The organism is Glaciibacter kafniensis (assembly GCF_039538945.1).
Lineage (GTDB): Bacteria > Actinomycetota > Actinomycetes > Actinomycetales > Microbacteriaceae > Cryobacterium > Cryobacterium kafniensis.
In genome coordinates this window covers 125,238-146,231 of record NZ_BAABCN010000007.1, presented here as the reverse complement: position 1 = coordinate 146,231, position 20,994 = coordinate 125,238, and the positions used below count along the sequence as shown (strand labels likewise).

Annotated in this window: 19 protein-coding genes; 16 read left to right on the top strand and 3 right to left on the bottom strand. The window is 65.4% G+C overall.

Annotated elements, in window-relative coordinates:
* The first annotated feature begins 7 nt into the window (after positions 1-7).
* From ABD791_RS12340 to ABD791_RS12320, 5 genes are all read left to right on the top strand, one after another.
* Complete coding sequence (locus ABD791_RS12340) at positions 8-1,114, top strand: ABC transporter ATP-binding protein (protein ID WP_345066968.1); 1,107 nt, start codon at positions 8-10, stop codon at positions 1,112-1,114.
* Positions 1,115-1,157: 43 nt separating this feature from the next.
* Positions 1,158-2,321, top strand: a complete 1,164-nt coding sequence (locus ABD791_RS12335; RefSeq protein WP_345066965.1) for a polyamine ABC transporter substrate-binding protein — start codon at positions 1,158-1,160, stop codon at positions 2,319-2,321.
* Positions 2,321-3,223: an ABC transporter permease gene (locus tag ABD791_RS12330; protein WP_345066962.1), complete on the top strand. Its 903-nt coding sequence runs from the start codon at positions 2,321-2,323 to the stop codon at positions 3,221-3,223. Before ABD791_RS12335 ends, ABD791_RS12330 begins: the two co-directional genes overlap by 1 nt.
* Entirely contained in the window at positions 3,220-4,101 is an 882-nt protein-coding gene (locus ABD791_RS12325) for an ABC transporter permease (protein ID WP_345066959.1), read from the top strand. The genes ABD791_RS12330 and ABD791_RS12325 overlap by 4 nt, the downstream gene beginning before the upstream one ends.
* Positions 4,102-4,292: 191 nt before the next feature.
* On the top strand, positions 4,293-4,646 hold the full coding sequence (locus ABD791_RS12320; protein ID WP_345066956.1) for a cupin domain-containing protein: 354 nt from the start codon (positions 4,293-4,295) through the stop codon (positions 4,644-4,646).
* A gap of 87 nt (positions 4,647-4,733) precedes the next feature.
* Here ABD791_RS12320 and ABD791_RS12315 read toward each other — a convergent pair whose 3' ends face one another.
* Together ABD791_RS12315 and ABD791_RS12310 are read right to left on the bottom strand one after the other, a co-directional pair.
* Entirely contained in the window at positions 4,734-5,771 is a 1,038-nt protein-coding gene (locus ABD791_RS12315) for a Gfo/Idh/MocA family protein (protein ID WP_345066953.1), read from the bottom strand.
* Complete coding sequence (locus ABD791_RS12310) at positions 5,768-6,361, bottom strand: GNAT family N-acetyltransferase (RefSeq protein WP_345066950.1); 594 nt, start codon at positions 6,359-6,361, stop codon at positions 5,768-5,770. The genes ABD791_RS12315 and ABD791_RS12310 overlap by 4 nt, the downstream gene beginning before the upstream one ends.
* Before the next feature lie 213 nt (positions 6,362-6,574).
* Here ABD791_RS12310 and ABD791_RS12305 point away from each other — a divergent pair, with 213 nt between their 5' ends.
* The 8 genes from ABD791_RS12305 to ABD791_RS12270 all read left to right on the top strand — a co-directional run bounded on the left by ABD791_RS12305 (position 6,575) and on the right by ABD791_RS12270 (position 14,467).
* Complete coding sequence (locus ABD791_RS12305; protein ID WP_345066948.1) at positions 6,575-7,321, top strand: GntR family transcriptional regulator; 747 nt, start codon at positions 6,575-6,577, stop codon at positions 7,319-7,321.
* Positions 7,318-8,241 carry a BadF/BadG/BcrA/BcrD ATPase family protein gene (locus ABD791_RS12300; protein ID WP_345066945.1) on the top strand — a complete coding sequence of 308 codons (924 nt, stop codon included), beginning with the start codon at positions 7,318-7,320 and terminating at the stop codon, positions 8,239-8,241. Before ABD791_RS12305 ends, ABD791_RS12300 begins: the two co-directional genes overlap by 4 nt.
* Positions 8,238-8,978 carry a sugar isomerase domain-containing protein gene (locus tag ABD791_RS12295; protein ID WP_345066943.1) on the top strand — a complete coding sequence of 247 codons (741 nt, stop codon included), beginning with the start codon at positions 8,238-8,240 and terminating at the stop codon, positions 8,976-8,978. The genes ABD791_RS12300 and ABD791_RS12295 overlap by 4 nt, the downstream gene beginning before the upstream one ends.
* Positions 8,975-10,384, top strand: coding sequence for a protein O-GlcNAcase (locus ABD791_RS12290; RefSeq protein WP_345066940.1), 1,410 nt, complete (start codon positions 8,975-8,977; stop codon positions 10,382-10,384). The genes ABD791_RS12295 and ABD791_RS12290 overlap by 4 nt, the downstream gene beginning before the upstream one ends.
* Positions 10,381-11,652: an ABC transporter substrate-binding protein gene (locus ABD791_RS12285; RefSeq protein WP_345066937.1), complete on the top strand. Its 1,272-nt coding sequence runs from the start codon at positions 10,381-10,383 to the stop codon at positions 11,650-11,652. Before ABD791_RS12290 ends, ABD791_RS12285 begins: the two co-directional genes overlap by 4 nt.
* A 61-nt stretch (positions 11,653-11,713) precedes the next feature.
* Positions 11,714-12,595, top strand: coding sequence for a carbohydrate ABC transporter permease (locus ABD791_RS12280; RefSeq protein ID WP_345066934.1), 882 nt, complete (start codon positions 11,714-11,716; stop codon positions 12,593-12,595).
* A complete protein-coding gene (locus ABD791_RS12275; protein ID WP_345066931.1) occupies positions 12,592-13,452 on the top strand; it encodes a carbohydrate ABC transporter permease in 861 nt (286 codons plus the stop codon). The genes ABD791_RS12280 and ABD791_RS12275 overlap by 4 nt, the downstream gene beginning before the upstream one ends.
* Positions 13,453-13,534: 82 nt before the next feature.
* On the top strand, positions 13,535-14,467 hold the full coding sequence (locus tag ABD791_RS12270) for a Gfo/Idh/MocA family protein (protein ID WP_345066928.1): 933 nt from the start codon (positions 13,535-13,537) through the stop codon (positions 14,465-14,467).
* A gap of 10 nt (positions 14,468-14,477) precedes the next feature.
* Here the strand turns inward: ABD791_RS12270 and ABD791_RS12265 are convergent, their stop codons facing one another.
* On the bottom strand, positions 14,478-16,250 hold the full coding sequence (locus ABD791_RS12265) for a PucR family transcriptional regulator (RefSeq protein WP_345066925.1): 1,773 nt from the start codon (positions 16,248-16,250) through the stop codon (positions 14,478-14,480).
* A 134-nt stretch (positions 16,251-16,384) separates the two neighbouring features.
* Between ABD791_RS12265 and ABD791_RS12260 the strand changes: the two genes are divergently transcribed.
* The 3 genes from ABD791_RS12260 to ABD791_RS12250 all read left to right on the top strand — a co-directional run bounded on the left by ABD791_RS12260 (position 16,385) and on the right by ABD791_RS12250 (position 20,988).
* On the top strand, positions 16,385-17,869 hold the full coding sequence (locus ABD791_RS12260) for a CoA-acylating methylmalonate-semialdehyde dehydrogenase (protein ID WP_345066922.1): 1,485 nt from the start codon (positions 16,385-16,387) through the stop codon (positions 17,867-17,869).
* An 18-nt stretch (positions 17,870-17,887) separates the two neighbouring features.
* The gene (locus ABD791_RS12255; protein ID WP_345066919.1) at positions 17,888-19,273 is read left to right on the top strand and encodes an aspartate aminotransferase family protein; all 1,386 of its coding nucleotides are present in this window, start codon (positions 17,888-17,890) and stop codon (positions 19,271-19,273) included.
* Positions 19,274-20,118: 845 nt separating this feature from the next.
* On the top strand, positions 20,119-20,988 hold the full coding sequence (locus ABD791_RS12250) for a carbohydrate kinase family protein (protein ID WP_345066917.1): 870 nt from the start codon (positions 20,119-20,121) through the stop codon (positions 20,986-20,988).
* Positions 20,989-20,994 lie beyond the last annotated feature (6 nt).

Sequence of the window (20,994 nt, the reverse complement as noted above, 5' to 3'; positions counted from 1 at the left end):
TATCTCAGTGAACTCAATCGTGGGCGTTGTGAACGATGAAAGCGGATCGGTGCGATTGCGCTCGGTCTCGAAGAGCTACGGGGATGCCCCCGCCGTCGTGGGGGTCGATCTCGACGTGCACTCCGGCGAGTTCATCTCCTTGCTCGGCCCCTCCGGCTGCGGCAAGACCACCTTGCTGCGCATGATCGCGGGCTTCGAGCACCCCGACTCCGGCGACATCATCGTTGCCGGCAACTCGATGCTCGATGTGCCGCCGCACAAGCGCCCGGTCAACACCGTGTTCCAGTCGTATGCGCTGTTTCCGCACATGACGGTGGCCGAGAACGTGGCATACGGGCTGCGTCAGAAGCGGGTGCCGAAGGCGGAGATCGCCGAACGCGTTTACGCTTCGCTCGCGCTCTCCCGCATGGAGACGTTCGCCGACCGCACTCCGCAGAAGCTCTCCGGTGGCCAGCAGCAGCGCGTGGCCCTGGCCCGCGCGCTGGTGAATCGCCCCAAGGTGCTGCTGCTCGACGAGCCGATGAGCGCTCTCGACCGCAAGCTGCGCGAGGAGATGCAGATCGAGTTGAAGCTGCTGCAGCGTCAGCTCGGCATCACCTTCATCTTCGTCACTCACGACCAGCAAGAAGCGCTCTCGATGAGCGACCGCATCGTGGTGATGCAGGGCGGAGCGATCCAGCAGCTCGGCAGCACCGAACACATCTACTCCGAGCCGGCCAACGCGTTCGTCGCCGGCTTCATCGGCAAGCAGAACTTTATCGACGCCATCGTCGTCGGCCCCGGCGTGCTGCGCAGCTCTGACGGCGAACTGATCACCAGCCGGATGCCCGCCGGCGTCGCCCCCGGCACCTCGGTGCGCGCCGCGGTGCGCGCCGAGTCGGTGCGCGTGACGAGTGAGCCGCCAGCCGCCGGCGTCCCTGCCGTTGCGGGCACGCTCGCCGGGATCTCGTTCCTCGGCGACGTCATGCAGTATGTCGTGATCACCCCGTCTGGCCAGGAGTTCATCGCTCGGGCGGCCCCGGGCCAGACCGAGCCACTCGCCACCGGCGCACCCGTCTGGTGTGCCTGGGATCTCGCCGACCTGCGGGTCTTCGAGCTGGAACCGGTGGCCTGAGTTGGTCGGCCCCGCACACGTGCACCCAGGCGTGCCCGCAAACATGCCCACCGTGCCCGCCGTTCGCGCCCTCGTTCCGCGCGCGAGCGTCGCCCGGATCAGCCGCCGTGCCGTGCTGTCTGGTTTCGTGGTGCTCACCGCGACCGGCGCCCTGACCGCGTGCAGCAGCAGCACCGGCTTCGCTCCCTCCGTGCTGCCCGACGGAAAGGTGGAGAATCACCTCAACGTCTACAGCTGGGGCGACTACAGCGACCCCGACAACATCGCGAAGTTCCAAAAAACCGGCACCACCGTGCAGCTCGACAGCTTCGGCTCCAACGAAGAGTTGATCGCCAAGCTCGGCGCGACCCGTGGCACCAGCGGCTACGACGTCGTCGTGCCCACCGGCAACTACATTCCGATGATGTCGGCCAACGGTCTGCTGCAAGAACTCGATCACTCGTTCTTGAAGAACTTCGAGAACATCGACCCGCTGTATCGCGACCAGTCCTGGGACCGCGGCAACAAGTACTCGGTCTGCAAGAACTGGGGAACCACCGGGTACGCCTACGACACCCGCGTGATCACCCGGCCCATGACATCCTGGGCTGACTTCTTGGATGCCGCGCAGAACGAGGCCAGCAAGAACGTAGCGGTGCTCGAAGACCCCTGGGAGGTGACGAGCATGTATTTTGCCGCGAACGGCATCGATCCGAACACCACGAAGAAGGCGGACCTCGACGCCGCCGAGGACTTTCTCGTGAACTCACTCGCCCCGCACATCAAGGCCTTCAACTCGACAGCGGTGACCAGCGGCATTCCCGAAGAGACCTTCGCGCTGATGCAGGCCTTCAACGGCGACGTGCGCCAAGGTCTGCTCGTCACCGACACCCCAGAGGCGTGGAAGTTCGTGTACCCCACCCCGACCGCGAACATCTGGATGGACACCTGGGCGATCGCGACCGGTGCCCAGAACATGGATGCCGCGTATGCGTTCATCGACTTCATGCTTGAGCCAGAGGTCTCATTTCGCGAGGTCGACTACATCGGCTACAACACGGGTGTGACCGGTGTCGAGAAGATGGCGGCGGAACGCGAGTTCGAACTTCCCGAACTCGTGTTCCCTCCGGCGGAGGTCGTCGAACGGCTCACTCCCGCCGTGGTCAACGAGGCCGCAGAACGCCTCGTCGCGATCGTGAACCGCATGATGGCAAAGGCAGGTTCCTGATGAAACAGCGCAAGAAATTCGACCGCGCGGCGGCCCTCGGATTCCCCACGTGGGCCTTCGTACTGTTCTTCTTCGTCATGCCGCTGCTGCTCGTGCTCTGGTACAGCTTCGGCTACAAACCCGACCTGTTCACCGCGCATTCGAACGACATCCTCTCCTTCGATCGCTACGCCGAAGCGCTCGACGCAACCTTCATCGGCACCTTCTGGAACACCCTCAAGATCGGCCTGATCGGCACGGCACTCTGCCTGATCATCGCCGTTCCGTTCGCATACTGGCTCGCCGTCAAGCTCAACCCGCGCTGGCGGCCGCTCGCGCTGGCCCTCGTGCTCGTGCCGTTCTGGACGAACTTTCTGGTGCGCACCCTCGGCTGGCAGATCGTGCTCTCCCCGCGCGGTTTTCTCTCGACCTTCTTGCAGGATGTCGGCCTCATCGACGGTCGCCTCGACATCCTGTACACGCAGACCGCCGTGCAACTCGGTGTCGTCTACAACTATCTGCCGCTGATGATCCTGCCGCTTTATGTGGCGATCGACCGGGCCGGCCGACCGCTGCGGGAGGCGAGCGCCGACCTCGGGGCGAACCGCATCCGCACGCTCTTTCAAGTCACCCTGCCGTTGGCCGCACCCGGCATCGCCGCCGGCAGCTTGCTCGTCTTCATCCCGCTGATGGGTGACTACATCACCGCGTCGGTGCTCGGTGGGGCCCAGGGCAACATGATCGGCCAGCTCGTCGCCAGCCAGTTCAACACGGCGCAAAACTGGGCACTCGGTTCGGCCATGGCCGTGCTGCTGATGCTCTTCATCGCGGCGGCCGTTGGCGTGTGCGCCCTCGTCGCCTTCGCCATCCGCTATTTCGTGCGACGATCACGTCGCGTCGTGTTCTCAGGAGGGGCGGCATGAGCCAGGCAACCGTTCGACGTCAACGCCGCGGCACACGCCGCGATCCAGTGCACATCGCACTCACCGTCTGGGGTGTGCTCGTCTTCGGCTTCCTGTTTCTGCCGATCATCGTGATGATCGTCTACTCCTTCAACACCGGCCGGCTGCTGGCTTCGTGGGAAGGCTTCGGCTTCGACGCCTACCTGTCGGCGATCGACAACCCGATCATCCGCGGCTCGGTGATGACCTCGATCGGTGCTGCGGTCGGGGCGGCGATCGTATCGACGATTCTCGGAACCCTCGGCGGCATCGCCCTGGCCCGCTCACGCGTCGGCTCGCTCAGCGTTCTGCTGGCGACGGGTCTGCTCGGCATCACCTTGTTCACACCCGAAATCGTCGACGCGGTGTCGATGTTGCCCTGGTTCGTGAGTCTCGGCACCGATGCCGGCATTGCTCCACTCAACAACGGTATGGTGCGCCTGGTGATTGCTCACGCGGTGCTCTCGATCGCCGTCGTCACGTTCATCGTGCGGGCGCGCATGCATGGTTTGGATGCCTCGCTCGAGGAGGCAGCGGCCGACCTGTATGCGACGCCGTTCCGTCGGTTCACGCAGATCACGCTGCCCGTCGCTGCGCCAGCGATCTGGGCCGGTGCGCTCATGTCGTTCACGCTCAGCCTCGACAACACCATCGTGTCGAGCTTCATCCAGGTGCCCGGCTCCACCCCGTGGCCGGTCTACATCTTCAGCGCGTTGCGGGTCGGGCTCCGGCCAGAGATCGCGGCAGTGTCGACAGCGATGTTCCTGCTGACGCTCTTCGCGCTCTTCGTGGTCGCCATGGTGCTGCGCCGCAGCGACCAGTCGCCAGAAGAGATCGCGAAGACGCTGGCTGCGGCCTAGGCTGTGGCGTCGGGACTGCGGCGTCGTGGCTGCGGCGTCGGGGCTGTGGCGTCGGGGCTGCGGCGTCGTGGCTGTCCCGCACCGCCGTGAGCGGCCCGCCGTCGTGAGCGGCCCTCGTGAGTGGCCCGCCGCATCCGTCTCGATGTCACCCCGACGTGTTCTCCTGCACCCCTCTCTAGAAATGGATGCCCATGCCTGACACCACGCTGCTCAACTCCTCGGTGAAAATCGCCGCGCTCGAGCTCCGCATCGAGCTCGAGGCGGTTGCCGCCGAGCAGCGGCTGGCTGGCCAGCCGCACACCGGTTCGGCCACGCTCGGAGAGTTCGGCGGCAGTGAGATCGGCGTCTGGGAGATGACCCCCGGCGCGATGAGCGACGTCGAGGCCGACGAGATCTTCGTCGTGCTCTTCGGGGCCGGCACCGTCGAGTTCGAGGAGACCGGTGAGACCGTTCTGCTCGCTCCCGGCGACGTGATGCGTCTGCGCGCGGGTCAGCGCACGGTCTGGACGATCACGCAGACGTTGCGCAAGGTCTACTTCGCCTGATCGGCCGGCGTTGCGTTCGCCGAACTGTGGCAGATGACGGTTTTTCGCGCGAAAAGTGGTCATCTGCCACAGTTCGGCGACGGAAGCCTAGCGACCAACGAGCGCAGCTTCTGCCGCCTCGTGCACACGGCCGCGCACGTCATCGATGATTCCCATGATCGCCAGTGAGTCATCGAGTGTGTGCAGCGGGGACTCGGTCAGTCCGTCAGCGACATGCTGGGCGATCGCAGTCGCCTGCCAGCAGAGCCCATCGCGCAAGCGCAACCCGGAGTCATCGGTCCACCGCTGCCGCTGCTCGTCGATGACGAGGTCGAAACCATCGGGCATCAGAAACGGGCTACGAATCTCGATTCGACCGAGGGTGCCGCTGATCGTCGCTTCGGCCGGGGTGTCGGCGAGCATGGTGGTGGAGAGCAGAGCCTGAGCGGAATCGGCCGCTGAATAGATCATGGCGACCTGAGCGTCGACACCGGATTGCGTAAGGTGGCCCCTGGCCACAATCTCGAGTGGGTGACCGAGCACGAAACGGGCGAACCAGACCGGGTAGATTCCGATGTCCCGCATCGCCCCGCCGCCGTCCTCCGGCCGAAAGACCGAGACCGTCTGATCGGTGCCGAAGTTCGCACCGAAGTCCGCGGTGACGAGGCTGACCTGGCCCAGCCGGCCGGTCTCCAACAGCTGCGCGATCACATCCGTTTGCGGCAGAAATCTGCTCCACATCGCCTCCATCGCAAACACCCCTGCGGCCCGCGCCGCATCGACGATGACCTGCGCATCGGCGCGATCGACCCCGATCGGCTTCTCCACCAGCACGTGTTTGCCGGCAGCGATCGCCAGCAGTGCGAGTGGTCGATGCTGGCTGTTCGGCGTCGCCACATAGACGATGTCCACCTCGGGATCGTCCACCAGCTCCTGGTAGGAACCGTAGCTGCGCGGGATACCGTGCGCCTCGGCGAAGCGCTCGGCGCGCTCGGCGGTGCGGGAACCCACGGCCGTCACCCGTTGGTCGGTGTGCGCATGGAGGGTGCTGACGAAGTCGGTGGCGATTCCGCCGGGTCCGACGACTCCCCAGCGCAGGGTGGGCCCACCGCGTAGCGGCACGACACGGGGTTCTGGAAAGGTCACGACAGTCTCATTCCCATATAGAGCGAGGTGGCCCCGACCCCCACTTGGCTGAAACCCAAGTGGTGGTAGAAGGCGATGGCGTTGTGGTTCTCGTCGCCGACATTCAAATGCACCCCGGAGACGCCGCGGTCGCGAAACTCGTGCATCACCGTGTCGATGAGGATGCGGCCGTACCCCTTCCCCTGCAATCGGGGGAGCAAATCGATATGCAGGTGCGCCGGATACTCGGCCACCACGGTCTCCGGCGCTCGAATGGGCGTGTGGATGTGGCGGATGAGGTCGTCGTCAGGGGCGGTCCCTCCGAGATCGGGATGGCGGCTGCGCAGAGCCGGCCACCAGTCGCGTTCCTCCCAGGCCTCGAATGCCAGTGTGTCGGCGGTGCCGAGCAGATAGCCGCCGACTCCCTCCTCATCGGTGACCACGAAGCAGAGGTCTGGTTGCCGCACGACGTACGGGCCGGCGTAAATATGACCGAGCAACTCGGGATGGTGGTGAAGCAGACTGCCATCGGGCGCGCGCGCGGCCGTCTCGAAGCAGATCTGATAGATGCTCTGGAGGTCAGCCGGTGTTGACCGGCGCACGTCATTCATGGCGCTTACGATAGCGCCTCCCGAAAAGTGGTCTACCGGTGTTCGACCAATTCCTCGAAGAGTGGTCTCGCTCGGGTCACAACAAGTGCCGCACTATGCCGCCGAATCAGGAGACTTTGCCGGAGGGGTGGGCCTCGAACGGGGGTCGTGCCGGCCATGAAGTGGTCTACTCGGTCTCTTGCCGCTCTCGCGCAGATGCGCTCTACTGTGTGCGTGGACATCACCGACGACTCGATCAGACGCACTCTGCGCGCCCAGCTCAGAGAGCTGGTCGCGACGGCCGCCGTGGGGGAACGCCTGCCGGGGGAACGCGACTTGAGCATCCGCTGGGGAGTGGCCAGGATGACGATTCGTCGCGCGGTCGACACCCTCGTCACCGAGGGATTGGTTGAGCGCCGTCACGGTTCAGGAACCTATGTCACGCCGCAACCATTTGTGCGCCTGCTCGGCCTGACCTCGTTTTCTCAAGATATGCGCGCCAGAGGGCTTGTCCCTGGCAGTCGTCTCCTCGCTTTCCGGGCCATCGAGGCGGATGCCGGAATCGCGGCGCAACTGCAGGTGGCCGTCGGCGTTCGGGTGCTGAGCTTCACCCGGTTGCGTTTGGCCAGCGGGGAGGCGATGGCCGTGGAATCCGTCTGGATTCCTGAAGCTCTCGTGCCGGGCCTCCGCGACACCGACCTTGACGGATCGCTCTACGAAGTCCTGGCCGACCGGTACGGCATCGTCACCGGCTCCGCCCAAGTCTCGATCGAACCGATGCTGCCCGACGAGCGAGTGCGGGGCCTGCTCACTGTCGCAGAACACCAAGCCTGCCTGCGCATCCGCATGGTCGATTCTGACACCCGCGGGCGCGTCATCATGGTCGCCAGTTGCTGCTACCGCGGCGACAAATATCAGTTGAAGGCCGACATCTCCGGCGGCGCATTCACCGTCGTGCGCACGAAGGCTGGTGCCCGATGAGGGTTCTCGGAGTCGACGGCGGTCAATCGGGAATTCGACTCGCACATTCGCACCACGCGCAGATCGTCGAGGTGGCGGGGGTCAGCCGGTTGGAGGGCGACGTCGTGCTGGCGGTGGCGGATGCCGTCATCCAGGGCTGGCAGCGCGCCGGATTCGATGCGGTCGACCGGGTCGTGCTTGGCCTGACGACCGCCCCGAGCGAACGTGGGGAGGCGGATCGCCTCAGCGCCCTCGTCGCCGAGGCGACAGGGGCCACTGAAGTCTGGGTGGCCGACGACGCCATCACCACCCACGCCGGCGCTCTGTCGGGCGGGCACGGTGTGTCCCTCATCGCGGGCACCGGAGTAGCCTGCCTGGCCGTGCCGGAGAGCGGAGCCCCACGGGTCATCGACGGCCACGGATTTCTTCTCGGCGATGCCGGTGGCGCGTTCTGGATGGGCAGCCGCGGACTGGCTGCTGTGCTGAAAGCAGCCGACGGGCGCGGAAGCGCTACCGGGTTGACCACGGTGGCGGCCGAGCAGTTCGGCGATGTCGCTACCCTGCACGTCCGGGTGCATGGCGCTGCGCGACCGGTGAACGCCATTGCCCAGTTCGCCCGCGCCGTGCAGGATGCCGCGGCGGCCGGCGACGACGTGGCCGGCGGAATTCTCGATGAAGCGGCCTCGGAACTGCTCTGCACGATCCGTGCAGGGGCGACCTGGACCGGGCCTTCCCCGACTCCGCTTGCCCTCGGCGGCGGACTGCTTGATCTACGCAGTCCGCTCCGACAACGCCTCGACGCGTTGCTCACGACCGAAAACGTGCTCCCGCGAAACGTCGATGAGTCAGCCCTCGATGGGGCGCTCCGTCTCGGGCTGACCGGCGCGACCGACCGCTATCCCGACCTGATCCATTTCTGGAAAGTAGGAACCTCGAAATGACCACCGCGCCCACTTCAGCGGGAGTGCGTTACCTGCAGCTTGCCCAAACCCTGATCAATCGACTGGGCGAGACGCAATGGCCGCAGATCAGTGCAGCGGCGAATCTCGTCGCCGACACCGTAGCCGCCGAGCACACGGTTCATGTGTTCGGCACCGGCCATTCCCACATGCTGGCCGAAGAACTCTTCTATCGGGCGGGCGGATTGGTGCGAGTCAGCCCCATTCTCTTCGAAGGGCTCATGTTGCACGCGAGCGCACCGCTCAGCACGTCGCTCGAGCGGCTGACCGGCCTCGCCGAAGCGTTGCTCATCGACCACCCCATTGCACCCGGTGATGTGCTCATCGTCGCATCGAATTCCGGCAGCAATGCCGTGACCTCCGAACTCGTGCAGCGCGTAAGACTCAGTGGAGTGCCGGTGATCGCGGTGACCAGCCTGCAACACTCCACCTCCGTCAAGGCGCGCTCGAATGATCACCCGCGCCTGCACGAACTGGCCGACATCGTGATCGACAACGGCGGATGCGTCGGCGATGCGTCGATGGCCATCCCTGACTTCGACGCCAGGGTGGCTCCGACCTCGACCGTCGTCGGGGCGGCGATCCTCAACGCCGTGGTGGCCGAAGCGGTGCAGCTCTTGGTCGAACGGGGTGTCACACCCGAGGTGTACTCCAGTAGCAACACTGCGGGAGGCGACGCCGCCAACTCACGGTTCATCAGCCGGGGGGCGGTACGGTGACAGCGCAAACCGAACCGGCCTTCGCCATCCGCGGGGTGATCGAGGGATTCTACGGTCGTCCGTGGAGCGACTCGCAGCGGCTGGAACTGATCGAGTTCGTCGCGGCCCGTGGAATGAACACATTCGTCTACGCGCCGAAGGGCGACCCACTGGTGCGGGAACGGTGGCGCGAGCCATATCTCGGCGATGAGCTGGTGCGACTGAAAGCCCTGGTCGACCAGTGCCGCACACACGGGGTCGACTTTGTCTACTGTCTCTCGCCCGGGCTCTCCATCGAATACTCAAGCGCCGCAGATCGCGCCGCGCTCTGCGCAAAATACGACACCGTTGCGGCGCTCGGCGTCGACCGGTTCGGACTCCTCCTCGACGACATCCCGAGCGAACTGCAGCACCCGGCAGACCAAGCCGCCTTCGTCGACCTGGTCGAGGCGCACCGCGCCCTGATCGGGAGCGTCTTCACGCATCTCGGCCATGCCGCCGGACTCATCGTGTGCCCCACCGTCTATTGGGGATACGGCGACGAGGACTACATCACACGGCTCGGCCACGGGATCGACCCCCGGATCGACCTGTTCTGGAGCGGCCGCGCAATCTGCTCGGCCACGCTTGACCTCGCCGACGCCGCGCTTTTCGCCCGTTCGGCCCTGCGCCCTGTCACCTATTGGGACAACTACCCCGTCAACGACGTGGCGATGGGGCACGAATTGCACATCGGCCCCTACCAAGGACGAGACCGGCACCTGTACCGATTCGCCACTGGCGTGATCGCGAATGGGATGGAACTGTTCGAGTCCTCGAAGATCGCCTTTGCCACCATCGCCGACTACCTGAGCGCTCCGGAGCACTACGACCCAGAAGAGAGCTGGAAGCGTGCGCTCCGGGATGTCGTCGGGGACGACGACTATGCGGCGTACTCGCTCTTTGCCGACACCGTGCGTTCGTCCTGTTTGAGCGCGGAGGACGCCCCCGCCCTCACCCGTGCCCTCAATGCGTTCGCGTATGACTACCGATTCGGTGACCCGCAGCATGCGGCAGCCGTGCTCTCCGACGTCGCCCGCCAGATGAGGGAGGCCGCCGATCATCTCCTCGACGGCCCCGTCAGCAATCGGGCTCTGATCGAGGAGGCCCGCCCGTGGGTCGAGTCCTTCCGGCTCGGGGCCGACGCCCTCGCCCGGATCGCCGAGCTCGCCGCCGACGCGCGACTCGAGAGCGACGGGCCCGTCGAGTTGATCGGGTACTTGACTGCTTTTCGCACGGCGAATCGTCGGGTGTTCGGTGATCTGCTCGACATGACGCTGGCAGACCTCACGACCGATCAGACCGATCAGACCGATAAGACCGATCAGTACGCACGCCCAGAATCCCTCGCACCACCGAAACTGTCGACAGCAAAGGAAGCATCATGACCAGATTTCGCAGATTGACGATTGGCACGCTCGCCCTGCTCAGTGCCGGAGCGCTCACGCTCACCGGATGTTCCGGAGGAGGGAAGGGTGGAAACGACGACAACGTCTTGCGCATCGCCATGGGGTCGCCCGGCGAAGCCCAGATCCGGGTGTGGGACGCCGTCGCAGAACAGTTCGAGAGCGACAACCCTGACTACACGGTTGAAATGAACTACCTCGACGACGACCTGTACCACACCATCGGTTTGCCGAACCTGCTCAACGGCCGCAAAGCACCGGACATCTACTTCGAATGGGCCGGCGCCCGGCTCCAGCAACGGTTCGATGACGGCTTTGCCGCCGATCTCACCGACGCCGTCACGACCGGACCGCTCAGCGAGCTGTTCGACCCGGCGGTCTTCGACTCGCTGACCATCGACGATCAGGTCGTCATGGTTCCGCATTCCGCGGATGTGACGAATGTGCTGTGGTACAACGAGGACCTCCTCGCCGGCGCCGGGGTCACCCCACCGGCCACCTGGGACGAGCTCCTCGCCGCCTGCGACACTCTGAATGCGCAGGGCATCACGCCGATCGCATCCGGCAACAAAGATCTCTGGGCGGCGGGCAACTGGCTTGCCCACGTCGTCTCGCGAGTCGTCGGCGAAGACGTCTACGACGCAACCCTCGCCGGGAAGGCCTCGTTCTCCACGCCGGAGTGGGAGGAAGCGTTCGGTTACGTCGCGCAGCTCGCCGACCACAAATGCCTCAACGAGAGCGCGAACGCCGTCGACGACAATGAAGGCGCCCAGCTCTTTTTCCAGGGCAAGGCCGCGATGCACCCGATCGGTTCCTGGCTGGTCAGCTGGGCGATCGACGAAGCGCCCGACCTCAACTTCGATTATGTGAACTGGCCGGCCATGCCCGGAGTCGGCAACCAGGACAGCGTGATCGGTGTCGTCACCGGCTACGTCGTCAACGCGAAGAGCACGAAACAGGATGCCGCAGCCGAGTTTCTGGCGCTGCTGAACAGCGACACGTACGTCGCGCAGTTCATCGAGGCCGAGCTCACCCCGATGACCCTGTCGGCCGCGGGTGGAGAAGGCATCGACTCCCGCACGGCGAGCCTGAGCGAGTTGTTGGCCACGGCGCCGGCCATCGTGCTGCCCCCAGACAACGGCTATGACCTGGAGATGGCGAACGCCTTCTACAGTGCGCTGGCCGAGGTGATGGGTGGCCAGAGTTCTCCGACCGACGCGCTCGCTGGGATTGACAAGAAGCTCGGCTGACAGCTTCCGGCCGTCTGCCACCCGAAGGCAGACGGCCGGTTGATCCCCGGAAAGGGACGACATGAAATCGAAGTGGGCGCTCGCGCCTTATCTGTTCCTCGCTCCGGCCCTGCTGGTGTTCGGGTTCGCCGTGCTGTTGCCCGTGGCGATGACCGTGGGTTACAGCTTCACGGAGTGGAACGGCTACGGAGAGATGATCTTCGTGGGGTTCGAAAACTACATCACTGCCATTGGGGACACGGTCTTTCGTGACTCCTTCGTGCATGTGCTCATCTACATCGTTGTCACCCTGGTGCTGGAGGTCGCCGTCGGTTTGGTGCTCGCCGGCCTGGTCAGCGGGGTCAAACGTGGTTCGCTCTGGTTCCGGGTTGCCATCTTCACACCGGTCATGCTTCCCATGGTCGTCGTCGCCGTGCTCTGGGCGTTCGTCTACAACGCCGATTTCGGCCTTCTCAACGCGGCGCTTGAGGCGTTCGGGCTCGCCGAACTGCAGCGGGTCTGGTTGGGCGACACGTCGACGGCGCTCCTCGCAATCAGCGTGGTTTCTGGCTGGGTCTATGCCGGGTTCTACATGACGATTTTCTATGCCGCATTCAGCCAGATCCCAACGGATGTTGTCGAGGCCGCGCGTCTGGACGGCGCAGGCGAGGCCCGGATTTTTCGCAGCGTCAAGGTGCCGATGATTCGCAGCGCCGTGATCGTGGCCGTGCTGCTCTGCGTCACCGGAGGGTTTCAGAGCTTCGACCTGTTCTATGTCATGACGAACGGTGGTCCGTATGGGGCAACGGAGATCCCGACCACCTACCTCGTGCGCACCGTGTTCAGCTTTGGGAATGTCGGCTACGGCTCAGCGATGGCCGTGCTCCTGACCGGCGTCATTGTCGCCATCGGCCTCGTCTTCGTGCGACTGAACGGCCGCAACGGAAAGAGAGACCGAGCATGAGCGCCACCCTGCGGGATATGAGCACCGAGGGGTCTCTGCTCCGCAGGATCCCTGCCATCCTCGTGACGCTCGGGCTCGTCGTCATCGCCGTCGTCTTCTTCTTTCCGATGGTGTGGATGGTGCTGTCGAGCTTCAAATCGAACGCGGAGATCTTCTCGTCCCCGTTCGCGTTGCCCACCGGCATTGACTTCTCCCGCTGGGTGGAGGCGTGGGATGTGGGGCATATCGGGCAGTACGCCCTCAACAGCGTGATCGTCACCGGCAGCTCAGTTTTTGCGATCCTGTTGCTGGGGGTGGGGGCCGCATTCGCCTTCAGCCGGTACCGATTCCCGGGACGCAGCCTGCTGATGGGGCTGCTCGCACTCGGGCTGTTGCTCCCACTGCAGTCCTACTTCATCGCCCAAGCGACGATGTTCACCGATTTGGCCATCACCGACACCCGCTGGGCACTGATCGTGCCGTACACGGCGATGGGCTTGCCGCTGGCGGTCTACCTGCTCAAGGTCTACCTGGATGCGCTTCCCGATGAGCTCTTTGAAGCGGCCCGCATCGATGGGGCAGGTGACCTGCGAATGTTCTGGTCGTTGGTCGTACCACTGCTCCGCCCCGGCCTTGCGACGGTGGCGATCTTCTCGGCGTTGTCGTGCTGGAACGAGTTTCTGTTGGCGCTGCTCTACATTCAGGACGACGCTCTGAAGACCATCCCCACCGGGCTGCTGGCCTTCTCCAGCCGGTATGTCACCGACTATGGGCTGCTGTTCTCCGCACTGTCGATCATCACCCTGCCCATGATTGTCATCTACATCGTCTTCAACAAGCAGATCGTGGAGGGGATCACGGCCGGCAGTCTCAAATAGCTGGGTGCGGATGCCGAGGCACGGCCGGGTCCTCGTCGTTCATCTCTTCGACCCGGCGGTCATCCACGAAAATCTGGTGTCAATGATGGAATCACACGGTGCACATTCTCTTGCCCTGATCGGTCAGGGGGCGATGGCCGAGGTGCACGCAGAGGCCTGGTCAGAGCTCGGACTGGGCTCCCAGATTCGCTACGTCTGCACGCCGCGACCCGGCGCCCCGCTGACGCACGCCCCGAACGCTCAGTTCGTCACCGATCTTGACGTTGTCTTGAACGACCCGGAGGTCGACATCCTGTCGGTGTGTTCTCCCACTGGCACGCACGCCGAGATCGCGATCCGTGCCCTGCAAGCGGGCAAAAACGTGTTGCTGGAGAAGCCGATCGCGCTGACCCTGGCCGACGCGGCGCGGGTTGCCTCGTGTGCGGCGGTGAGCCCCGGCACATTCATGGTCGCTCACGTGGTGCGGTTCTTCGACGGGTACGCATCCATGCGCACTCGGGCCGAAGCGGGAGGACTCGGCACCGTGCACTCGGTGCGGGCCGGTCGGTACTCGACTCCCCGGCAGGGGACATCCTGGATCACCGATGACTCAGCCTCCGGCGGGGCGCTCGTGGATTTCGCCATTCACGACTTCGATCAGCTGAATCTGTTTTTGGGCACCCCGCTTTCGGTCACGGCGCAGCCGGGAGATCTGCCCGGCTCGTGTGACACGACGGTGACCTACACTGCTGGCGGCCGCGGGATCGCCACCACATGCAATGTCATGCCGGTCGGCTACTCCTTCACGAGTGCGCTGGAGATCACCGGATCGCACGGCACAGAGACTTTCGATTATTCGGAGGAGTCAACGGATTCACCGTATGCCGCGCAGGCCGCCTATTTTCTTGCGTGCGTCGAGAGCGGCGCCAGCCCCGCACTCTGCCCAACCGAGTCCGCGGTGCTCGCCCTGCAGGTTTCGCTGGCCGCGCGCGAGTCATTCGCGACCGGCAGAACGGTTGAACTTCGAACCGAGTGAATGAGGTGAACTAGCGCAAGGAACCCCGCGCGAGCAACGCCGTGTGCAGCGCGCTCACGGTCTCGCCATCGTCGAGGTCCACGTCGAGCAGGTCTTCGATCAACGCAATCCGCTGGTAGAACACCGACCGCGAGAGGTGGCTGGCCGTCGCTGCCTTGGTGCGGTTTCCCGGATGCGCCGCGAAAGCGGTCAGCACCGCCAGCAGTCCGCTGCCGAACTCCAGGTCATGGTCGATCAACGGGCGCAGCATCTGTTCGCTGTGCGCTTGCAGCCTCGGATCACTGCCGAGCGCGGTGACGAGCCTGAGCAGCGGCCGGTTCTCGACGCGGTGCACTTCCACCCCGCGGCGGGGCGCCGAGGAGTTTCGTCGCAGCAGCTCAGCCGCCTCTTCCAGTGAGGCGAGCAGGCTTGCCGCATCGTGCGCCTCGCCGCCGACCGCGATCGCGATGTCGGGGGTGACGGGCGCGGCAGGGGTGGCGGCGCCGGACGGACTGGAGAGGCTGAGCGCTTGGCCGACAGCCTGCGCGAATGCCGACGCCGCCGCGTCCGGAAACCGGGCCTCGGCCGGAAGCGACAACGCCACCATGAGCTGAGCCGACCGACCAGTCGGATTCGCGCTCGGGTAGGCGGCCGCAATCGCATCGGCACCGATGGCCGTGGCAGCGGCGAGTGCCGCCGCCACCGCTGCACCGTCGGGCGCGACAGCCAACACGAGGCCGAGCAGCATCCGGTCGCGCACCTTCAGCCCGGCCGCTTCGAGCCGCAGAGTCACCCCGAGTTCGGTCAGATAGCGGCCGCCGAGCAAGCCGGCGAGCAGCTGTTCATGGCCGCGCCTGGTCCACTCGTCGGCGTCGCGGTCGGCCAACCGGCCGAGCGCGAGAGCGACGGCAGCCTGCTCCATCACCTGCAATCGACCGGCCGGATGCGGCTCGCCCGGCAACGCGACGAGGTACCCCCAGCGCACCCCGCGCGCCTCAACGGGAACGATGTCCCACCCGGCGGATGCACCGGTGTCGGTCGCAGCGGAGACGGTCGCAGCAGTGCCGGTCGCGCCGGTACCGGCGGTTGCACCGGTGGTCGCGCAGGCACCAGCCGCTTCCCTCCGCGCACTGCGCGAGCGGAGCTCCCACCCGGCGAGGATGTCGTCGCCAGCCGCCAGAGTTTCGACGGCGACCACCTGATGATTGATGTTCTCGAGCACGACCGGGGCGTCTAGCACTCGGCTGAGCTGAGCCACGATGTAGTCGGCGGGGCTGCCGCGCAGACTCAAGCCGATGAACAGGTCGTGCAGGGCATCGCGCGCCCGCAACGCCTCCGTCTGGTCGGAGATGATGCGGCTGTGCACCGCCTCGGTGATCGCAACGAACTTGACCTCTTTGTGCAGCACCACGAGCGGAAAGCCGAGGCGGATGCAGGCCTCCCGCACCGCCAGCGGCGCACGATCGATGCCCTGGGTCAACTCGAGCACGAGACCGGCGGCACCCACGCGCACGAGGTCCTCGATGAACTGGGTGAGAAGCGAATCGTCGGCCGACCAACCGGCGCCCGTCGAGAGCAGCAACTCGCCACCGTCAAGCAGCTTGGCCACGCCGAGACTGTCGCTGACGTGCACCCAGCGCACGCGCACGCCGAGCGACTCCTCACCGGCCAGCAGCTCGGGGAGCGCCGCGGAAAGCACGGGCAGATGGAGAATATCGCGCACGGTCGGCAGACCTGCGCGCTGCGCGCCACCGGCGTCCGGACGATCTGTCTGATCGCGACCGATTACGGGACGGTCTGGCATCGATTTCACCTCGGTTAGTCTGCAAGCATTGCAGAGTAAGGATACGCGCCCAATCGGGCAGAGTGTCCGGCAGCCGGCTCAGCCTCCGCGTTTCAGGCGGAAATGCTGACGATATCCAGATCAAAGGAGACTCCATGGCACTCGTGCGCCATTTCATCAACGGCCAGGAGGTCGGAGAGCCGACCCGCACCGGCGTCATTTACAACCCGGCAACCGGGCAGGCCCAGCATGATCTGGTTCTCGGTTCCGTCGCCGATGTCGAGTCGGCCATCGCCGCCGCCAAGGCTGCGCTGCCGGCCTGGCGCCGCACGAGCCTGGTCAAGCGCTCCGACGTCTTCTTTCGCCTGCGCCACCTGCTCAAGGAGCGCACCCCTGAGCTCGCCGCCATCGTCACCAGCGAGCACGGCAAGGTGCTCTCGGATGCCGCAGGCGAGATCTCGCGCGGCCTCGAGAACGTGGAATTCGCATCCGGTCTCACCCACCTGCTCAAGGGCGAGCACTCCGAGCAGGTCTCGACCGGGGTCGATGTGCACTCGGTCAAGCAGCCCGTCGGCGTCGTCGGCTGCATCACGCCGTTCAACTTTCCGGTCATGGTTCCGCTCTGGATGGTCGCCTCCGCGATCGCCTGCGGCAATACGGTCGTGCTGAAGCCCAGCGAAAAAGACCCGTCCGCCGCCATCTTCCTGGCCAAGCTTTTTCAGGAAGCCGGCCTGCCCGACGGCGTGCTCAACGTCGTTCACGGTGACAAGGTCGCCGTCGACACCATCATCGACTCCCCCGACGTCGCCGCCGTCAGCTTCGTCGGCTCCACCCCGATCGCCAAGGCAATCTACCTGCGTGCCGCACAGAACGGCAAGCGCGTCCAGGCACTCGGCGGCGCCAAGAACCACATGGTTGTCATGCCGGATGCTGACATCCCTGGTGCAGCGGATGCCGCGATCTCCGCCGCCTACGGCTCGGCGGGCGAACGGTGCATGGCAGTGAGCGTGCTCGTTGCTGTCGGCGACGTCGCCGACGAGCTCGTCGAAGCCGTGCGCTCCCGCATGGGTGGCCTCGTCATCGGCGACGGCACCGATTCGGCCAGCGAGATGGGCCCGCTGATCACCCGCGAGCACCGCGACAAGGTGGCCTCCTACGTGACCAACGCTCCGGCCGAGGGCGCCACCGTGGTCGTCGACGGCACCCTGCAGAAATTCGACAATGACGGCTTCTTCGTCGGCGTCAGCCTGATCGACAATGTCACCACCGATATGAAGGTCTACACCGACGAGATCTTCGGCCCGGTGCTGGCCGTCGTGCGCGTCGCCAACTACGACGAGGCCGTCGAGCTGATCAACTCGAACCAGTTCGGCAACGGCGTGGCCATCTTCACCCGCGACGGTGCGACAGCCCGGCAGTTCGAGTTCGACATCGAGGTCGGCATGGTCGGCGTCAACGTGCCGATCCCGGTTCCGGCCGGCGTCTATTCATTCGGCGGCTGGAAGGACTCGCTGTTCGGCGACGCCCACATCTACGGCCCGGAGAGCGTGCAGTTCTACACGCGCAGCAAGGTCATCACGACCCGCTGGCCGAAGCCGTCTGAATCGCAGATCAACCTCGGCTTCCCGAGCAACCACTAGGGCACAGGAGCAACCACGATGACGATCGAAATCACCACCACCGGTGTCACTACCGAGGCCGACGACCTGGCCACCGAGGCCGAAGTACGGGCCAACGACCGCGGCCACGTCTTCCACTCCTGGAGCGCACAAGCTCAGATCAACCCGCTGCCCGTCGCCTCGGGTGCCGGCTCCACCTTCTGGGATTACGAGGGAAACGCCTACCTCGACTTCAGCTCACAGCTGGTGAACCTGAACCTCGGCCACCAGCATCCTGATCTCGTTGCGGCCATCCAGAACCAGGCCGGGCGCCTGGCCACCATCCAGCCGGCCATGGCCAACGATGTGCGCGGCGAACTCGCCCGCCGCATCAGCGAGGTGGCCCCCGGCACGCTCAACAAGGTGTTCTTCACCAACGGCGGGGCGGATGCGAATGAGTACGCCGTGCGCATGGCCCGCCGGGTCACCGGCAAGCGCAAGGTGCTCTCGATGTACCGCAGCTACCACGGCTCGACGGCCACCGCCATCTCGTTGACCGGCGACCCGCGTCGCTGGGCCAACGAGCCGAGTGACGGTTCGGTCGCGCACTTCTTCGGGCCCTACCTCTACCGGTCGGCGTTCCACGCCACGACTGAGGCCGAGGAGTCTGCCCGTGCACTCGAGCACCTCGAGCAGGTCATCGTGCTCGAAGGAGCACAGACCATCGCAGCGATCATCATCGAGACGATCGTCGGTACCAACGGCGTGCTGGTGCCGCCGGCCGGCTACCTGCCCGGGGTGCGCGCACTCTGCGACAAGTACAACATCGTCTACATCGCCGACGAGGTCATGGTCGGTTTCGGCCGCATCGGCGAGTGGTTCGCGGTCAACGCCTTCGACGTGACTCCCGACCTGATCACCTTCGCGAAGGGCGTCAACTCCGGTTACGTTCCGCTCGGCGGCGTCGTCATCTCCGACGCGATCTCGGCGTTCTTCGACGACGTGCCGTTCCCCGGCGGGCTCACCTACAGCGGGCACCCGCTGGCGTGCGCACCCGGCGTCGCGACCTTCGACGTGTTCGAACGCGACAACATCCTGGAGCGCGTGAAAGACCTCGGTTCGCGCATCATCGAGCCGACCGTGCGCGGCTGGTTGGAAACGCACCCGTCTCTCGGCGATGTGCGCGGAACCGGACTGTTCTGGGCCCTCGAGCTCGTGAGCAACCCGGAGACGCGCGAACCGCTCGTGCCGTTCAACGCCTCTGGCGCCGCTGCGGCACCGATGAACGCCGTCGCCGCGGCCTGCAAGGCTGCCGGTCTCTGGCCGTTCGTGCACTTCAACCGTCTGCACATTGCGCCGCCGCTGGTCATCACCGAGGAGGAGCTGGTGCGCGGCCTCGCCATCATCGACGCGGCACTCACCGTGGCCGACGGCTACGTGGTCTAAGGCGGAAAACCATTTCGTTGATCGAGGAGCAGCCGACGAAGGAGGCCGCGTCTCGAGATCCGGCGAGCCAATCCTTGGACTTGGGTCACGTCTGACGGTCGACTCCCGAGGTCTCTGACCGTTCTTGTCGACGCCGGAACGCCGTTGCGCGGGTCGAAAACAGTGACGCCCGTGCAGTTTACTGGGCGTGGCGGTTTTCAACCCGCGTGGTGCAATTGGGCCCGGCGTCCGACCCGCGTGGCGGCATCCGACCCGCGTGGCGGATGTACGGAGAGACCTGAGCGGGCGGACTGCGCATTGCGCGCGTTGGGCGCCGCTGCGCGCGTTGGCGCCGACCCGCGTGACGGCACCGGACCCGCGCAACGAATGCGGCCTGTCTGGCGGAGGTCCGCTGCCTCAAGCGCTACACCGCACAGTCACTTTTTAGAAATCAACTCCCACGCGGCTTGACATCACCCAGAGAAGCGTCGAGACGGCCGCGGGCGGCCTCCTCGACCAACGAAATTGTGAGGTGCGTGCGATGCCGGCGAGCGAGGGATGGTGCCCCGATTTTCGTAATGAACTTCAGGCTCATATGACTCTGAAGTTCATTACGGAAAATGGGCCACCCGCGCCCGGGGCCGCACGTGCACGTGCGCTACGCGAATGCACCTCGGCGTTCATCTGTGCATGAACCCGCGCCCGCAAACTCCCAGCAATTGCAACACGTTAAGCGCTTGACTTCCCGCATGATGCTCCGCAGAATGGGTAAACCGCTCAACGATGAAGTGGTGATCAAACCAACCACAAAGGGGCCCCATAAAAAGGGGCTACCTGTGAAGGGGCGCACAGTGTCGAGTTCTCCCGTGTTAGCAGTTGCCGGCGATCTGCTGGAAGATGTGATCGTTTGGGGCAACGGTGAGCTCAAGCACGCCACCGACAACCCCGCCCGCATCTTTCGCACCAGAGGCGGCAGTGCCGCCAACGTGGCAGCCATCGCCGCAGCCCTGATGCCGGTGCGTTTCATCGGCAAGGTCGGCACCGACGCGGCGGGCGACAGCCTCGGCGCCAGCCTCAGTGAACTCGGCGTCGACGTGCGCCTGCAGCACGGCGGCTCGACCGGCACCGTCGTCATCCTCGTCGATCCGAGCGGCGAGCGCACCATGTTTCCCGACCGCGCCGCCGCAGCCGAGATGGATGCGATCGATCCGGCCTGGCTCGACGGTGTCACCTGGCTGCATCTTCCGTTGTACGGCTTCGAAACCCCGCAGACACGCAGCGCCCTGCTCGCGCTGACGGCTGCCGCCCACGAACGTGGAATCAGCGTCAGCATCGATGTGTCGTCGGTGTCGTTGCTTGAACACCTCGGCGTCGACGAAGCCCCTCGCTTGATCGCCGAGATCAACCCGGCAGTGGTCTTCGCCAACGCCGATGAAGCAGCGCATCTCGACATCGCCGCGTGGCCGCACGTTGCCGGCCGCACGCTGATCCTGAAACGTGGCGCACACGCGGTGCTCGTGCAGAACGACACCGAGCAGTTCGAAGTGGCGGTGACCCCCGTGACCGATGTGAAAGACAGCACTGGTGCCGGCGACAGCTTCGCCGCCGGCTATTTGTCGCAGGCCATCCTGGGCGCCCCGATTCGCAGCTGCGTCGAGACCGGTGCCGCCGTCGCCGCACAAGTGCTGAAGAGCCCCGGCGCGACGTTGCAGGTGACCCCCGCCGAAGCACGCTGACTTTCT

Coding starts and splice junctions, on each gene's coding strand:
- ABD791_RS12335 (WP_345066965.1), top strand. CDS start 1,158: ATGCCCACCGTGCCCGCCGTTCGCGCCCTCGTTCCGCGCGCGAGCGTC.
- ABD791_RS12330 (WP_345066962.1), top strand. CDS start 2,321: ATGAAACAGCGCAAGAAATTCGACCGCGCGGCGGCCCTCGGATTCCCC.
- ABD791_RS12325 (WP_345066959.1), top strand. CDS start 3,220: ATGAGCCAGGCAACCGTTCGACGTCAACGCCGCGGCACACGCCGCGAT.
- ABD791_RS12320 (WP_345066956.1), top strand. CDS start 4,293: ATGCCTGACACCACGCTGCTCAACTCCTCGGTGAAAATCGCCGCGCTC.
- ABD791_RS12310 (WP_345066950.1), bottom strand. CDS start 6,361: ATGAATGACGTGCGCCGGTCAACACCGGCTGACCTCCAGAGCATCTAT.
- ABD791_RS12300 (WP_345066945.1), top strand. CDS start 7,318: ATGAGGGTTCTCGGAGTCGACGGCGGTCAATCGGGAATTCGACTCGCA.
- ABD791_RS12295 (WP_345066943.1), top strand. CDS start 8,238: ATGACCACCGCGCCCACTTCAGCGGGAGTGCGTTACCTGCAGCTTGCC.
- ABD791_RS12285 (WP_345066937.1), top strand. CDS start 10,381: ATGACCAGATTTCGCAGATTGACGATTGGCACGCTCGCCCTGCTCAGT.
- ABD791_RS12280 (WP_345066934.1), top strand. CDS start 11,714: ATGAAATCGAAGTGGGCGCTCGCGCCTTATCTGTTCCTCGCTCCGGCC.
- ABD791_RS12275 (WP_345066931.1), top strand. CDS start 12,592: ATGAGCGCCACCCTGCGGGATATGAGCACCGAGGGGTCTCTGCTCCGC.
- ABD791_RS12270 (WP_345066928.1), top strand. CDS start 13,535: ATGATGGAATCACACGGTGCACATTCTCTTGCCCTGATCGGTCAGGGG.
- ABD791_RS12265 (WP_345066925.1), bottom strand. CDS start 16,250: ATGCCAGACCGTCCCGTAATCGGTCGCGATCAGACAGATCGTCCGGAC.
- ABD791_RS12260 (WP_345066922.1), top strand. CDS start 16,385: ATGGCACTCGTGCGCCATTTCATCAACGGCCAGGAGGTCGGAGAGCCG.
- ABD791_RS12255 (WP_345066919.1), top strand. CDS start 17,888: ATGACGATCGAAATCACCACCACCGGTGTCACTACCGAGGCCGACGAC.